We start from the raw sequence: 14,438 nt of genomic DNA on the forward strand, positions 1-14,438 counted from the left end.
TGTTCTCGGGTCCCGCCATTGAGCGCATCAAGGCTTCGCACCTCGACGAAGTGGTGGTCACCAACACGATCCCCCTGACCGAGGCAGCCAAGTCGACCCCCAAGATCCGTCAACTGTCGACCGCCTTCCTGTTTGCCGAAACCATCCGTCGCATCACCGACGGCGAATCGGTGACCTCTCTCTTCTCGGAACAGAACAACAACTTCTGATCCGTCTTGCTGACCGGGTACAATGCCCGGTCTTTTTTCAAGCGCCTGGTCGCGGGCGCTATACCAACCTGGAGTTATCCATGAAATTCACCGCTTTCGAGCGCAATCTGCAGGGGACCGGAGCGAGCCGCCGCCTGCGCAACGACGGCAAGACCCCTGGCATCGTTTACGGCGCCGGCAAGCCTGCTGCCAACATCGAGCTGGACCACAATGCGCTGTACCACGCCATGCGCAAAGAGGCTTTCCACTCCTCCATCCTGGAAATGGAACTGAACGGCCAAGTCGAGAAGGTTCTGCTGCGCGACTACCAAGTCCACCCCTTCAAGAAGCTGGTTCTGCACGTCGACTTCCAACGTATCGACGCCACCACCAAGATCCACAAGAAGGTGCCTCTGCACTTCGTGAACGAAGCCGAGTCCACCGCTGTCAAGATCGACAAGTGCATCATCAACCACGTCGTGACCGAACTGGAAATCGAGTGCTTGGCTGAGCAATTGCCTGAATTCCTGACCGTTGACCTGGGCAACGTCGTCAAGGGTCAATCGATCCACGTGGAAGACCTGAAGCTGGACAGCCACATCAAGGTTCTGACCCATGGTCGCAAGAACCCCGTCATCGCCACCGTGGTCGAGCCGGTCGAGGAAGTCATCGCTGCTCCTCAAGCTGCTGCCGAACCCGCCAAGGGCCAGAAGGGCAAGAAGTAATCTGCTCGCAGATGCTGCCCTCAGAGCCGCAAGGCTCTGCGTCAAGCCCCGCCTCGGCGGGGCTTTTCTTTTGTGGGATCCACTCACGATAATCGCCAGCCATCATGATTCGACTCTTTGTCGGCCTGGGCAACCCTGGCCCCGAATACGAAGACACCCGCCACAACGCCGGCTTCTGGTACATCGACGATCTGGCGCGCAAGCTGGGTGTGTACCTTCAGCCCGATCGCGCGTATCACGGGCTGGTTGCACGCGCAAACACTGCGCAAGGCCCGGTGTGGCTACTGCAGCCCCAGACCTACATGAACCTGTCTGGCAAGTCGGTGTCGGCACTGGCTCGCTTCTTCAAGATCAATCCTGACGAGATTCTGGTCGTACACGATGAACTCGACCTGCTCCCCGGTCAGGTCAAACTTAAGAAGGGCGGCGGCCACGGTGGTCACAATGGCCTGCGCGACATCCACGCGCAACTGGGCACCCCCGATTACTGGCGTTTGCGGCTGGGCATTGGCCACCCTGGCGTCAAGCATGAGGTGGCCAACTATGTGTTGCGCAAGCCGCCTCAAAGCGAACGCGAAGCCATCTTCAAATGCATTGATCTGGCCCTCACGGCCACCGAGCCCATGTTGCTGGGAGACTTGAACAAAGCCGTGGCGCTGGTTCACGCTCAGCCACAGCGACCCAAGCCACCGCGCAAAGATCCGGCGTCGGCCAAGCCCGGCGCCACCGATACACCTGCATCGGACTCGCCCGCCTCATGAGGTGAGCCGACCCACAGGTGGTCAGCCATGACACAAAACAAGGAGGATTTATGGCTGCATCAACCTTCCCCGGCAAGTGGCCGGTTCGTCAGGCCCTGGCTTCGCTGCTGGTGCTGAGCGCCAGCTGCGTCTGCGCCCAGCAAAGCACCACGCGCAGCCATGTGTGCCGCAACCCGCTTGATGGCAGCGTCACATACAGCCAAACGCCCTGCGCAGGTGAGGCTTCGGCCAGCCAAGATTTTGCCGATCGACGCACGCCGGCTCAGCACGCACAAAGCGTTCATGCGCTCAAGGCAGAACGTGCACTTGAGCGCCAACTGCGCCAGACGCAACACCGCGACGATCAGGCCGCGAGCTCACTGCCAGCCATGCCGCTGACTGTCGCAGCCAGTCGGACGGCCCCTCGCACCGCGAAAAGCGCGTCGCCAGCGTCATCGTTGCTGCACCCTGTCAAGCGCCCGCCACGCCCGTTCACGGCTGTGATTCCCAAGGCTAACAAGGGCAGCCACACATCCAGCCGCCGTTGAAGCGATCAGGCTTGCTGAACCTGCTTGGCCAACTGCTGCAGGTTCAAATACTTGGTCATGAGTTGCTCACGCGTTTCCGTGCGATCCGGATCCACGGGAATGCACTCGACGGGGCAAACCTGCACGCACTGGGGCTCGTCAAAGTGCCCCACACACTCGGTGCACTTGTTGGGGTCGATGACGTAGATCGTCTCGCCCATCGAGATGGCCTGGTTGGGGCACTCGGGTTCGCACACATCACAGTTGATGCATTCTTCGGTGATCTTGAGCGCCACGGTCTTGTCCTGCTCTGGATGATTGCTGCCAGGCGTCACGCCTGACGTTGGGCCACACGGTCGTGCAAGCGCGCCAGCACGTTGGGCGCGACGAACTTGGAAACATCACCACCCAACATGGCAATTTCACGCACGAATGTGCCCGACACGAACTGATACTGGTCCGACGGGGTCAGGAAAACCGTTTCCACATCGGGCATGAGTTGGCGGTTCATGCCAGCCATCTGAAATTCATACTCAAAGTCGCTGACAGCTCGCAAGCCGCGCACCACGACCTTGCCGCCTTGCGCCACCACGAAGTCGCGCAGCAAACCGGAAAAGGCCATCACTTCCACATTCGGATAGTCGGCCGCCAGCTCTCGGGCCATGGCCAGCCGCTCGTCCAAAGAAAACATCGTCTTCTTGTGATGCCCTGCCGCCACGGCCAGAATTAAGCGACCAAACAACTGGCTGGCACGACGCATCAAGTCGGCGTGCCCCAGTGTCATGGGGTCAAATGTGCCAGGGTAGACAGCGGTCAGAGAGGTAGACGAGCTCAATCGGGACTCCATTCAACGACTGGGTGGCGTCCGTTCAGAACGCAGGCGAGAGTTTACGGCGCCAGATTCACGATGCATCAAGCCACGGCAACGGCCACGCGCTGAAAGAGGTGAAAGTGCACCATGCCGGCCTGCCCGTGTCGGTGCAAGCGCAAGCCCAACTCTGCCAACAACTCGGGCTGATCCCCCATCGCGCGGGGCGCTTCCAGATAAATCCACCCCTGCTCGACCACACACGGCATGGCGGCACGCAAAGCATCCACAAACATATCGTCGTCAAACGGCGGGTCCAAAAACACGAGATCAAAGGCCTGTGCACGTGCGGGCTGGCGCATCCAGCTCAACGCATCGGCTTGCTGGACCTGAACCTGCGAGGCTTTCAATCGGGTAACCACAGTTTGGAGCGAACGCGCCAATTGGGAATCTCGCTCGATCAGGCACACCTCTGCAGCCCCCCGAGAGGCAGCTTCCAGGCCCAGGGCACCCGATCCGGCAAAGGCATCCAGCACTCGCCACCCCGATAAGTCCTGACCCAGCCAGTTGAACAAGGTTTCTCGCACGCGGCTGGGCGTCGGACGCAAACCGGCCGACACCGGAACGGGCAAAGGCGTGCGTTTCCACTGTCCGCCCAGAATCCGAACCTCTTGGGCGGCGGTGCGCGCCACAGACTGTGCAGCTTTGATTTGTCCAGCCTTGCCGCCGTCAGCAGCGGCGGCGGTCAAGCGAGAAGATGGATTGCGACGCGTCATGGTTACCTGCCAAAACGCGCATTGTAGAAACCCTGCCCTCTACAATGTCAGCCATGTTCAGTTTCATCAAGAAAAAGCTGGGATGGGGTGCCAAGTCGGACGAGCAAGCCGATGTGCCCGCACCTTCGTCTGACAGCTCGGAAGCCGCCGCTGCCGCGCCCGTTTCCACACCACCTGTTAAGGCTCCGGTCGTCGCCCACGAGGCCGAGCCTGAGGCAAACCTCGCCCCTGAGGCTGCACCGGTCATCGCCGAAGCACCCGCTGAACCGGAGGCAGCACCTGCCCCCGTCGTTGAACGCCGTTCCTGGCTGGACAAACTGCGCGCAGGTCTGCGCAAGACGGGCTCCAGCATCGCTCAGGTGTTCACGGGCACACAGATCGATGACGCCTTGTACGAGGAGCTGGAAAGCGCCTTGCTGATGGCCGATGCGGGTGTGGCGGCCACCGAATACCTGCTGGACGACCTCAAGCGCCGGGTGAAAGAGACCAAAGCGACCGCGCCCGAGCAAGTCAAGCATCTGCTGATCGACTCGATCACCGAGTTGCTGACGCCGCTGGAGCAATCGCTGGCGGTCGGGCAACACACGCCCACCGTCATCATGGTGGCGGGCGTCAATGGCGCCGGCAAGACCACGACCATTGGCAAGCTCACACGGCATCTGGCCGACGCAGAGCAAAAGGTGCTGCTGGCTGCTGCCGACACCTTCCGTGCGGCCGCACGTGAGCAGTTGTCAGTCTGGGCTGACCGCAACCACGTGGAGATCGTCAGCCAGGAAGGTGGAGACCCCGCTGCGGTGACGTTTGACGCGGTTCAGGCAGGTCGTGCACGCAACTGTGATGTTGTGATCGCTGACACCGCCGGACGCTTGGCCACGCAACTCCACCTGATGGAAGAGCTGCGCAAGATCAAGCGCGTGATCGGCAAGGCCATGGACACCGCGCCGCACGAGGTGCTGTTGGTGGTCGACGGCAACACGGGGCAGAACGCGCTGTCGCAGGTCAAGGCTTTTGACGATGCGCTGGGACTGACCGGCCTGATCGTGACCAAGCTGGACGGCACCGCCAAGGGTGGTGTGCTGGCCGCCATCGCCTTGTGGTCACGCGAGCGCCACAAGTCGGTGCCGGTGTACTTCATCGGCGTGGGCGAAAAGCTCGAAGACCTGCAGACCTTCAAAGCGCGCGAGTTCGCACAGGCCTTGCTGGCCTGATCGGGCACTCAGTGATGACGGGCCGGCGTCTCGTCCAGCGGTGATGGGTTGGTCGTGTCGAGGTCATCAAACCACGTGGATGGCGGCGGATCCTTGCGGTTGATCTCGTCGTCATCCTCGTCTTCTGCCTGAGCAGAACGACCTGACAACTCGTCCAGATTGAAGTCAACAGGCGTTGACTCCTTCACCGACATGCCATGCATGCTGCCGCCCGTTTGCATGGCGGCCACCACGGCTGCGGCCTCTGCATCGCGGCGGGCCATGTTGAGGTCGCCAATGCTCGTGCGTCCCGTGCTGGCTGCGGCGCCCAAAATGGCTTCTCGCGCCACCACGGCACCTGGCAAAGCCCCCTCAAGCCAGACGTGCACTGGAATGCGTGCCGCTGTGAGCACACGATCCATGCGGACATGACGACGCTGGCTGCGCTCCTTCTCTTTGGAGGCGGGCTGACGCACTTCGATGACGGCAATGACTTGCGACGAAATGTCGCACACCACCAGATCCGCGCACAGCGAACCAGCACGGCGCAGCCACTCGCTGTAAGAGTTGCGGGTGGGCACCTTCACGAATCGCGCCAAAGGTACCTGCGCCAAGATGATGTGCTCGGGCAGGGCTTTGCGCAAAATGGCATAAGCCTCGCGCTCAGGAACGGTCAACACCCGGGTCGCAACCGGCTCCCAGTCCGCAACCGTATCCAGGTTGTCGTACATGGCCGCGTGCTTTTTACCAGACCGAACCTTGGTGTCTGCCTTTTCTGATTTGCTGCGCTCAGCGCCATCTGGGCGACTACCCGAGGCGCCGTGAACCAGCTTGCGTCGGTACAACCAGACACCTGCAACGCCCAGTGAACCCAGTCCACCAGCCACCACAGGCCACATTGAGACCATATCGATCATGCCGCGTTTCCCTATGACTTCCAGGATGGCGGGACACAACACCCTGCCTCCTCGTTATTGTCGGCACGCTGACGACCGGATAAAGCCTCTGGTCGCACATGCAAACATCATTCACATACGCTAACAGTCACTTCACCGTCGCGCAATGTGGTTTACATGGCGGCTTTGGACGACACGGGCTGGCTTAACGGCCCATCCCGGGGAAGCCCCCTTTGAGCCCGCCCATGCGCTTCATCATCTTGAAGAGACCGCCACCGCGCATCTTCTTCATCATGGTCTGCATCTGCTCGAATTGGTTGAGCAGACGGTTGACGTCCTGAATCTGGACGCCCGCACCTTGGGCAATGCGGCGCTTGCGGCTGGCCTTGGACTTGCCGTCCATCAGCAGCGCGGGCTGACGGCGCTCTTTGGCCGACATCGCGTTGATGATGCCTTCCATGCGGCGCACGTCGCGCTCGGCCTTGTCCATGTCAGCCTGCCCCGCCTTGGCGGCGATTTCGGTGGGCAGCTTGTCGATCAGGCCGGACAAGCCGCCCATCTTCTTCATCTGGCTGATCTGGGACAGGAAGTCGTTGAAGTCGAAGTCCACGCCTGACTTGACTTTCTCGGCCAGCTTTTGCGCGGCCTCCATGTCAACGCCCTTCTGGACCTCTTCCACCAGCGCGACGATGTCGCCCATGCCCAGCACGCGGCCCGCATGGCGATCGGCGTCGAACACTTCCAGGCCGTCAATCTTTTCGGAGACACCGGCGAACTTGATCGGCACGCCCGTCACTTGACGCACCGACAGCGCCGCACCACCGCGCGAGTCACCGTCCAGCTTGGTCAAAACCACGCCGGTCAACGGCAACGCGTCCTTGAACGCCTTAGCGGTGTTGACGGCGTCCTGACCCTGCATGGCATCTACCACAAACAGGGTTTCAACCGGGTTGAGCTGCGCGTGCAAGGCCTTGATTTCGGCCATCAAGGCTTCGTCAATGGCCAGACGGCCCGCCGTATCGACCAGCAGCACGTCAAAGTAGTGACGACGGGCATAGTCCACCGCTGCGGCAGCGATGTCAGCCGGCTTCTGATTGGGTTCGGACGGGAACCATTCCGCTCCGGCCTGACCGGTCACGGTTTTGAGCTGTTCAATGGCCGCAGGACGATAGACGTCGGCAGACACCGTCAGCACCTTTTTCTTGCGCTTTTCGATCAGGTGCTTGGCCAGCTTGGCGGTGGTGGTGGTTTTACCCGCCCCCTGCAGACCCGCCATCAGGATGATCGCGGGAGGCTGCGTGGCCAAATTGATGTCAGCAATGCCCTCGCCCATCGTGGCGGCGAGCTCTTTTTGCACGATGCTGACCAGCACCTGCCCGGGTGTCAGCGAGGCCACCACCTCCTGACCTAACGCTTTTTCTTTGACCCGAGCAATGAAATCACGGACAACGGGCAACGCCACGTCGGCCTCCAGCAAGGCCATGCGGACCTCACGCAACATGTCTTGCACGTTGGTTTCGGTGATGCGGGCCTGGCCGCGCATGGTCTTGACCAGGCGACTCAGTCGTTCAGTGAGGTTGGATGCCATGAAATCGCTGCTTTGTGCTCTTAAACTTGAAGGATGATTTTATCGCCCGCCTCGTCCCTGCCCTTCGCATTCTGGCCCAGTGCGGTAGCCATCGTTGCTTACTTGCTCGGGAGCGGTCTGCCTTCTCGACCTCAATCAGACCATCCAGTGGCCTCAACGCCCCTGCCGGATCGCCGGATCTGGGCCTTGCTTGCGTTGGGTTGGCTGACTCAAGGAGTGGCTATTGTCCTCGACACGCTCATCATTGACGGGCAATTGTCAGGGGCTCGATTTGGCTTTGCGCCTGCGCTGTCCGTGACGTCATGGCTGGTGATCGCGGTTTACGCGCTGGAAAGTCACCGGTTGGAACTACCCAGCGTGCGTCGTTTGCTGACCCTGCTGGCCGCCATCACCGTGGGCTTGGCATGGGTTTATCCGGGCCGCCCCTACCCGCTGGTCAATCAATCCAACTGGTTGCCACTGCATTGGTTGTTGGGTTTTGCGTCTTACGGACTGTTTGGCGCGGCACTGCTGCACGCGGCTTTGCTGCGGCACGCTGAGCGACAAATGCGCGCCAACTCAGGCGCATCCGGGCAAATTCCGGCACCGGTACGCGGGCAGGCACTGGGCATGCCCTTGCTGCGACTGGAGCGACTGACGTTGAAATTTGTGTCCGCAGGCTTCGTGATGCTGACGCTGACGTTGGCGCTCGGCTTTTGGCTGACCACCCCATGGCATTGGGATCACAAGAGTGTGTTCTCCGTATTGGCTTGGGGCGTGTTTGCGACCTTGCTGGTGGGACGGGCGCGATTCGGCTGGCGAGGGCGGCAGGCCGTGGGCTGGCTGATTGCAGGCTCGACCTTGCTTCTGCTAGGTTATGTGGGATCCCGCTTCGTGCTGGAAGTGATTCTGCAGCGCGGCACGCACTGAGCAGCGACGATGCTGAAGTTTCTGATTCTGGTCGGCCTGATCATTTGGCTGTATCACTCCCCAGCAGTCAAAAAGCTGCTGGGCAAACAGGCAAGACCAAGCGCCAAGCCGCACACACAAGAAACCGAGCAGATGCTGCGTTGCGCACACTGCGACGTGCATCTCCCTGCATCGGAAGCGCACAGGGATGGCGAAGGCCGCCCCTATTGTTCCAAGGAACATCGTGCTTCCGGCCCGAGCCATTAAGTCCGACCTCATCACAGATCTGTCGTGCCCAAGTCCAAACGCCCTCTCGACACCCCGAGCATGCTCGACGACGCACAAAGCGGGTTGTCCTGGTTTGGCACATTGGATGACAGTGTCTTGCAAGACACGGCGGCGTCAGACACAACGCCACCGGACACCCATGTCGGGGCTGGCACTTTTTTGCGAACCTACCGGGCGTTTCTGAGCGCCCGTGCCCTGCTCGCCATCGTGATGCTGCTATTGCTGGCGGGCAATTGGCTGATCGGTAACCGAACGTCTGCCTGGGTCCCCGTCACCCTGCTCTATGCCGCCACCACGCTGCTGCTGTGGCTGTGGCCCTCTCAACGCAAGCTACGTCACCCCAGACAGCGCAAACTGAGCAAGCGTCAGGCCTTGTCCACCGTGGGACTGGACCTGCTGTTTTTCTCCGTGCTGCAATACGTCACGATCAGCAACGTCAACACGACGGCGCTGCTCGTCTTGCCGGTTCTCATGGCCGGCATTTTGTTGCCACGCCTGGTGTCTTTGGGCGTCGCCGCAGCCGCGACCATCAACCTGTTGGCGGAAGCCTGGCTCCAGTCGACGGACCTGAGTTCGCTGACATCCATGCTGACGCAAACCGGCTTGACCGGTTTCGGACTGTTCGCCATTGCGGCGCTGTCCAGTGAACTGTCCTCACGCCTGGCCAACGAAGAACGCTCGGCACGCGGCAGCATGGAGCTCGCCCGACAACAAGCCCAACTCAACCGACTTGTGATCGAGGAGATGAGTGAAGGGGTGCTGGTGCTGGATCGCCAGGGGTGCGTGCGAACGGCCAACCCTGCTGCGCGACGCCTTCTCTCGTCTCATGCACAGACTTCTGCGCCGCCCTTCCAACTGCGGGGCGTTCCCGCCTGGATCCCGTTGGTTCAAGCCATTGAGCAGGCCATGGCATCTCCGGTTCAAGGCGAACACGGGCAAGAATTACAGCTTCTGTTTGACGATCAGACCACTCGAGATCTGCGCATTCGAACCCGCTTCACCCGCAACCAGTCCAGCCGCAGCGCAGAAGACATGTGCGTGGTCTGGCTCGAGGACCTTCGTCTGGTGCGCGCCCGCCAGCGACAAGACAAGCTGGCGGCCATGGGGCGCATGTCTGCGGGCATTGCGCATGAGATCCGCAACCCCTTGGCAGCCATTGCTCAAGCGAACGCATTGCTTGCCGAGGACGCCACAGACCCCACTCAGGCACGCTTGACCACCATGGTCAAAGACAACGTCAACCGGCTGAAGCACATCGTTGACGACATCCTGGCAGTTTCGCCAGGCGCCAGACCCCCAGCCCCCGTCATCGACCTGATCGCCACCACCGAGCAAATCTGCCTCGATTGGTGCAGAACGCAAGGGCTGCCGGCCAGCGCAGAGGATGTCCTGCACATGGATGTCTGCGCAGACCGGCCACATGGAGAAGGCACCATCTCCGTCAGATTTGAGCCAGAACACCTGCAACGCGTTCTGATCAACCTGCTCGACAACGCCTTGCGACATGGCAGTCAGACCCAAGGGGCGATCGAGGTTCGCATTCAGTACATGCCGGCAGCGATTGGGCATGGTCTGGTGGTGCTCTCCATCTCCAGTGATGGCGAGCCCATCACCGCCGAGACCGAGCGATCTCTGTTTGAACCGTTCTTCTCGACGCGCAGCCGAGGATCCGGTCTGGGCTTGTATATTTCCCGAGAACTTTGCGAGCGCCACGGCGCCAACATCGACTACCGGCTGCACCCGCCCCCTCTGCGACATCGCAACGAATTCTTCATCACGATGCCCATCGAGTCGAACAGCAGCAGCCTCCCATCCGCATGAGTGCCACCCATCAACATCGCCTCTTGGTCGTCGACGACGAGCCGGATCTCCGCACGCTGTATGAACTCACGCTGTTGCGCGAGGGCTATCACATCGATACCGCCGGTTGCGTCGACGACGCGCTGCTGCTGCTTCAGGAGCACGCTTACAGTTTGGTCATCACCGACATGCGGTTACCCGACGGTACGGGACTGGACCTCATCCGTAAGCTGGAAGCCGACAGACGGTCTGAGCGGTCCATCGTCATCACGGCCTACGGCTCTGCAGAAAACGCAGTCAGCGCATTGAAGGCTGGCGCGTACGACTACCTGACCAAGCCCGTCGACCTCAAGCAGTTCAGGCAGGTGGTGGCCTCGGCATTGGCCCAGCCGCAACTCCCGGCCTCCGCCCCCGCAGCAATCAGCCACACGCTGCGCCCCCCGACAGAGGCCACACCCCAGCCGACGCAACTGTCGGCCAGCGGTCAGGCTTCCAGCGCACTGGCCCGATTGGTGGGCACCAGCCAGGCCATGCAGCAAGTGCGCATCCTCATCGACAAGGTGGCGCGCAGCATGGCCCCCGTCTTGATTTGGGGCGAATCAGGCACAGGCAAAGAATTGGCTGCACGCGCCATTCACGACGTCAGCAGCCGGGCATCCAAGCCGTTTATCGCGGTGAACTGTGGCGCCATCCCCGAGCAATTACTCGAGGCCGAATTCTTTGGCTATCGCAAGGGGTCGTTCACCGGGGCCAACGAAGACCGGGACGGCTTCTTCCAGGCTGCGCACGGTGGAACACTGTTTCTGGATGAGATCGGTGACCTGCCACTTCCGATGCAGTCCAAGCTGCTGCGTGCCATTCAGGAGAGGGCCGTCCGAGCCGTCGGCGCCACCAACGAAATTCATGTCGACGTGCGCGTGGTGAGCGCCACCCACAAAGACCTTCAGTCCGAGGTGCAAGCTGGCCGATTCCGCCAGGACTTGTACTACCGGCTCAACGTCATTCAAATCACGTTGCCCTCGCTGCGTGATCGAAAAGAAGACCTGCCGCAGTTGTGCCAGCGCATCCTGGATCGCATCTCTCATGATGCTGGAATGGATGTCCCGGCCACATTGAGTGCGAACGCATTGAATGCGCTGACCCATCACGCCTTCGACGGCAACGTCCGAGAGTTGGAGAACCTGCTGCACCGCGCCGTGGCGCTGTCCAATCACAACACGCTGGAGGCAGAGGATCTTGGATTGCCGGTGCATCCAGCCGCCGCCGTGGCAGCCGAACCCACATCAGACATTCCTGCTGCCGTAACCACCGCCGATGTCACGCCAGCGCACACGGAGCCCGAGGCAGCACCACTTCCGTCTGACCTGGCCTCCCATCTGGACAGGATTGAGCGCGACATCCTGATTCGTGCGCTGGAAAAGCATCGGCTCAATCGAACCGCAGCGGGCGCAAGCTTGGGCTTGTCACTGCGCCAGATGCGCTACCGCATGGCTAGACTGGGCGTCAACGTTGGCCCGGAAGGGGTGACCATTGGCGAACGATTCGATCCCGACCATGACTGCGAATGACGCCACATTGTCCGGCGTCAGCCTGTGGGACCACGGCTGGCTGACTTCCGTCCGCTCATCACCGTCCCCCAACTTTGGCCCGCGGCCGTCAGGGACGGCCATCTCATTGGCCGTCATCCATTCCATCAGCCTTCCACCGGGCCAGTATGGTGGCCCGGAGATCGAGCAGCTCTTCACCAATCAACTCGACTGGTCAGCACACCCCTACTTCGAACAGATTCGGGGACTGGAGGTGTCGGCGCACTTCGTCATCAGACGCTGCGGTGAAGTGGTCCAGTTTGTGTCTGTGCTGGACCGCGCATGGCACGCTGGGCGTTCCAGCTGGCAAGGCAAGGACAACTGCAACGATTACTCGGTGGGCATTGAGCTGGAGGGGCTGGAGAACCACCCCTTCGAGCCTGCGCAATATGACGCGCTGGCGACCCTGCTGCGCCATCTGCAAGCGCAGTTCCCGATCACGCAGGTCGCCGGACATGAGCACATCGCCCCCGGCCGCAAACAAGATCCGGGAAAGGCTTTTGACTGGACCAAATTGCAGACCATGACTGCTTGGGAAAGCAGCATGTTTCCACCTGCAACAACCCAAGCCTGAAGCCGATTCCCTCTAGGGAAACGATGCGTACACGAAGCCCATTTGAGGGTCTTTCCTGATAGACAGTACTGTACCGCACAAAAAGAACCCACAGCGGACAAAAACACTACTGGTAGCGCTTGCGGACACAAAAGACACCAGATATAGTGCCCATCAGAACGAGACGCCACCAGGCCACCACTCGTTTCTGACCGTACATCGCGTGCCCGACCAAGCCGACTTGTGTCCCGCGGCACGCTCTCAAGGGAAGCACATGCAAACATCCACGTCCAGCACCGCCTCTTTGTCCGTTCAGCCTGCGCAAGGCCCGGTGGAATCGAGCCTGGAAGCTCGTCAGTCGGCCTACTCGGCTTATCACATCATCCGCCGCAATGGCTCGGTCGTGGCGTTTGAGCCCAGCAAGATCGCTGTGGCCATGATGAAGGCCTTCCTGGCGGTGCACGGCACGCAAAGCGCCGCATCGGCCAGCGTGCGTGAAACCGTCGATGGACTGACCGAAGCCGTGGTGCGTGGCCTGCTGCGCTCGCGCCCAAGCGGCGGCACGTTCCACATTGAAGACGTTCAAGATCAGGTCGAACTCGCGCTGATGCGTGGCGGCCACCATGAAATCGCCCGCGCTTACGTGCTGTATCGCGAAAGCCGCGCACAGCAACGCGCCAAACAAGCTGCCGAGCAACAAGCCGCGGCCTTGCCCACCCTGCACGTCATGGACCGTGGTCAGCGCGTGCCGCTGGACCTGAGCGCCCTGCAAGCCCTCATCGAGTCGGCCTGTGCTGGCTTGGGTGACGACGTTCAAGCCGCCCCCATCCTGGCTGAAACCCAGCGCAACCTGTATGACGGCGTGTCGATTGACGAGGTCTACAAAGCCGCCATCCTGGCTGCCCGCACCCGCATCGAGCACGATCCCGCCTACACACGCGCCACCGCTCGCCTGCTGCTGCACACCATCCGCCGCGAAATCCTGGGCGAAGAGGTGATCCATGCCGAGATGGCCACCCGCTATGCCGACTACTTCCCGCAGTTCATCAAGCGTGGCATTGAAGCCGAGTTGCTGGACGACAAACTGGGGCAGTTCGACTTGGCCCGTTTGGGCGCCGCACTCAAGCATGAGCGGGATCTGAACTTTGACTACCTCGGTCTGCAAACGCTGTACGACCGCTACTTCCTGCACCACAACGGCGTGCGCATTGAATTGCCGCAAGCATTCTTCATGCGTGTGGCCATGGGTCTGGCGCTGAACGAAATCGACCGTGAAGCCCGCGCCATCGAGTTCTATGAACTGCTGTCGTCCTTCGACTTCATGTCGTCCACCCCGACACTGTTCAACGCCGGTACACGCCGCTCGCAGCTGTCTTCGTGCTACCTGACCACGGTGCCCGATGACCTCGACGGCATCTACGAAGCCATCAAGGAAAACGCCCTGCTGTCCAAATTTGCAGGCGGCCTGGGTAACGACTGGACCCCAGTGCGCGCTCTGGGCGCCCACATCAAGGGTACCAACGGCAAGTCGCAAGGTGTCGTGCCATTCCTGAAGGTCGTCAACGACACGGCCGTGGCCGTCAACCAAGGCGGCAAGCGCAAGGGCGCCGTCTGTGCCTATCTGGAATCGTGGCACCTGGACGTCGAAGAGTTCCTGGAGTTGCGCAAGAACACCGGTGACGATCGCCGTCGCACCCACGACATGAACACGGCCAACTGGATCCCCGACCTGTTCATGAAACGCGTGATGGAGCGTGGAGAGTGGAGCCTGTTCAGCCCCAACAACGTGCCCGACCTGCACGACAAGTACGGCACAGAGTTCGAGCAAGCCTATCTGGCCTACGAAGCGCAAGCCGCGCGCGGTGAGCTCAAGCCGTACAAAAAGGTG

The 14,438-nt window shown here is 61.1% G+C and carries 15 protein-coding genes and 1 pseudogene; 11 read left to right on the forward strand and 5 right to left on the reverse strand.

From position 1 onward, the window contains the following. The 4 genes and pseudogenes from ACMV18_RS01250 to ACMV18_RS01265 form a co-directional block, all read left to right on the forward strand. A pseudogene (locus ACMV18_RS01250) lies at positions 1–209 on the forward strand (ribose-phosphate pyrophosphokinase); the annotation flags it as partial. A gap of 80 nt (positions 210–289) precedes the next feature. Next, a complete protein-coding gene (locus tag ACMV18_RS01255) occupies positions 290–913 on the forward strand; it encodes a 50S ribosomal protein L25/general stress protein Ctc (RefSeq protein WP_420816378.1) in 624 nt (207 codons plus the stop codon). Between the two features lie 104 nt (positions 914–1,017). Beyond that, positions 1,018–1,674 carry an aminoacyl-tRNA hydrolase gene (gene pth / locus ACMV18_RS01260; RefSeq protein ID WP_420816379.1) on the forward strand — a complete coding sequence of 219 codons (657 nt, stop codon included), beginning with the start codon at positions 1,018–1,020 and terminating at the stop codon, positions 1,672–1,674. 50 nt (positions 1,675–1,724) lie between these two features. Beyond that, positions 1,725–2,201: a hypothetical protein gene (locus ACMV18_RS01265; RefSeq protein WP_420816380.1), complete on the forward strand. Its 477-nt coding sequence runs from the start codon at positions 1,725–1,727 to the stop codon at positions 2,199–2,201. 5 nt (positions 2,202–2,206) lie between these two features. Here ACMV18_RS01265 and ACMV18_RS01270 read toward each other — a convergent pair whose 3' ends face one another. From ACMV18_RS01270 to rsmD, 3 genes are all read right to left on the reverse strand, one after another. Further along, entirely contained in the window at positions 2,207–2,476 is a 270-nt protein-coding gene (locus ACMV18_RS01270) for a YfhL family 4Fe-4S dicluster ferredoxin (protein ID WP_374258443.1), read from the reverse strand. A gap of 35 nt (positions 2,477–2,511) precedes the next feature. Then, positions 2,512–3,015, reverse strand: a complete 504-nt coding sequence (gene coaD / locus ACMV18_RS01275) for a pantetheine-phosphate adenylyltransferase (RefSeq protein WP_420816381.1) — start codon at positions 3,013–3,015, stop codon at positions 2,512–2,514. 77 nt (positions 3,016–3,092) lie between these two features. Beyond that, on the reverse strand, positions 3,093–3,764 hold the full coding sequence (gene rsmD, locus ACMV18_RS01280) for a 16S rRNA (guanine(966)-N(2))-methyltransferase RsmD (protein ID WP_420816382.1): 672 nt from the start codon (positions 3,762–3,764) through the stop codon (positions 3,093–3,095). Positions 3,765–3,817: 53 nt separating this feature from the next. On the opposite strand from rsmD, the gene ftsY reads away from it, so the two are divergent. After that, positions 3,818–4,972 (forward strand): signal recognition particle-docking protein FtsY, encoded by a 1,155-nt coding sequence (ftsY, locus tag ACMV18_RS01285; protein WP_420816383.1) that lies wholly within the window; start codon positions 3,818–3,820, stop codon positions 4,970–4,972. 8 nt (positions 4,973–4,980) lie between these two features. Here the strand turns inward: ftsY and ACMV18_RS01290 are convergent, their stop codons facing one another. Further along, positions 4,981–5,868 carry a DUF2726 domain-containing protein gene (locus tag ACMV18_RS01290; protein ID WP_420816384.1) on the reverse strand — a complete coding sequence of 296 codons (888 nt, stop codon included), beginning with the start codon at positions 5,866–5,868 and terminating at the stop codon, positions 4,981–4,983. Positions 5,869–6,052: 184 nt separating this feature from the next. Next, positions 6,053–7,435, reverse strand: coding sequence for a signal recognition particle protein (gene ffh / locus ACMV18_RS01295; protein ID WP_420816385.1), 1,383 nt, complete (start codon positions 7,433–7,435; stop codon positions 6,053–6,055). A 216-nt stretch (positions 7,436–7,651) separates the two neighbouring features. Between ffh and ACMV18_RS01300 the strand changes: the two genes are divergently transcribed. From ACMV18_RS01300 to ACMV18_RS01325, 6 genes are all read left to right on the forward strand, one after another. Then, the gene (locus ACMV18_RS01300; protein WP_420816386.1) at positions 7,652–8,344 is read left to right on the forward strand and encodes a cytochrome C assembly family protein; all 693 of its coding nucleotides are present in this window, start codon (positions 7,652–7,654) and stop codon (positions 8,342–8,344) included. A gap of 9 nt (positions 8,345–8,353) precedes the next feature. After that, positions 8,354–8,590, forward strand: a complete 237-nt coding sequence (locus ACMV18_RS01305; protein ID WP_420816387.1) for a PP0621 family protein — start codon at positions 8,354–8,356, stop codon at positions 8,588–8,590. Positions 8,591–8,650: 60 nt separating this feature from the next. Then, positions 8,651–10,432: a sensor histidine kinase gene (locus ACMV18_RS01310; RefSeq protein ID WP_420816388.1), complete on the forward strand. Its 1,782-nt coding sequence runs from the start codon at positions 8,651–8,653 to the stop codon at positions 10,430–10,432. Next, positions 10,429–11,979: a sigma-54-dependent transcriptional regulator gene (locus tag ACMV18_RS01315; protein ID WP_420816389.1), complete on the forward strand. Its 1,551-nt coding sequence runs from the start codon at positions 10,429–10,431 to the stop codon at positions 11,977–11,979. The genes ACMV18_RS01310 and ACMV18_RS01315 overlap by 4 nt, the downstream gene beginning before the upstream one ends. Continuing rightward, positions 11,966–12,571, forward strand: a complete 606-nt coding sequence (gene ampD, locus ACMV18_RS01320; RefSeq protein WP_420816390.1) for a 1,6-anhydro-N-acetylmuramyl-L-alanine amidase AmpD — start codon at positions 11,966–11,968, stop codon at positions 12,569–12,571. The genes ACMV18_RS01315 and ampD overlap by 14 nt, the downstream gene beginning before the upstream one ends. 253 nt (positions 12,572–12,824) lie before the next feature. Continuing rightward, positions 12,825–14,438, forward strand: a 1,614-nt coding sequence (locus ACMV18_RS01325) for a ribonucleotide reductase N-terminal alpha domain-containing protein (protein WP_420816391.1), incomplete at its 3' end; no start/stop codon positions are given.

Source organism: Aquabacterium sp., from assembly GCF_048860245.1.
Classification (GTDB): Bacteria; Pseudomonadota; Gammaproteobacteria; order Burkholderiales; family Burkholderiaceae_C; genus Aquabacterium.

What these genes read in the sequence shown, in the direction of transcription:
- ACMV18_RS01255 (WP_420816378.1), top strand. Translation starts at nt 290, where the DNA reads ATGAAATTCACCGCTTTCGAGCGCAATCTGCAGGGGACCGGAGCGAGC.
- pth (WP_420816379.1), top strand. Translation starts at nt 1,018, where the DNA reads ATGATTCGACTCTTTGTCGGCCTGGGCAACCCTGGCCCCGAATACGAA.
- ftsY (WP_420816383.1), top strand. Translation starts at nt 3,818, where the DNA reads ATGTTCAGTTTCATCAAGAAAAAGCTGGGATGGGGTGCCAAGTCGGAC.
- ampD (WP_420816390.1), top strand. Translation starts at nt 11,966, where the DNA reads ATGACTGCGAATGACGCCACATTGTCCGGCGTCAGCCTGTGGGACCAC.
- ACMV18_RS01310 (WP_420816388.1), top strand. Translation starts at nt 8,651, where the DNA reads ATGCTCGACGACGCACAAAGCGGGTTGTCCTGGTTTGGCACATTGGAT.
- ACMV18_RS01305 (WP_420816387.1), top strand. Translation starts at nt 8,354, where the DNA reads ATGCTGAAGTTTCTGATTCTGGTCGGCCTGATCATTTGGCTGTATCAC.
- ACMV18_RS01265 (WP_420816380.1), top strand. Translation starts at nt 1,725, where the DNA reads ATGGCTGCATCAACCTTCCCCGGCAAGTGGCCGGTTCGTCAGGCCCTG.
- rsmD (WP_420816382.1), bottom strand. Translation starts at nt 3,764, where the DNA reads ATGACGCGTCGCAATCCATCTTCTCGCTTGACCGCCGCCGCTGCTGAC.
- ACMV18_RS01315 (WP_420816389.1), top strand. Translation starts at nt 10,429, where the DNA reads ATGAGTGCCACCCATCAACATCGCCTCTTGGTCGTCGACGACGAGCCG.
- ffh (WP_420816385.1), bottom strand. Translation starts at nt 7,435, where the DNA reads ATGGCATCCAACCTCACTGAACGACTGAGTCGCCTGGTCAAGACCATG.
- ACMV18_RS01290 (WP_420816384.1), bottom strand. Translation starts at nt 5,868, where the DNA reads ATGATCGATATGGTCTCAATGTGGCCTGTGGTGGCTGGTGGACTGGGT.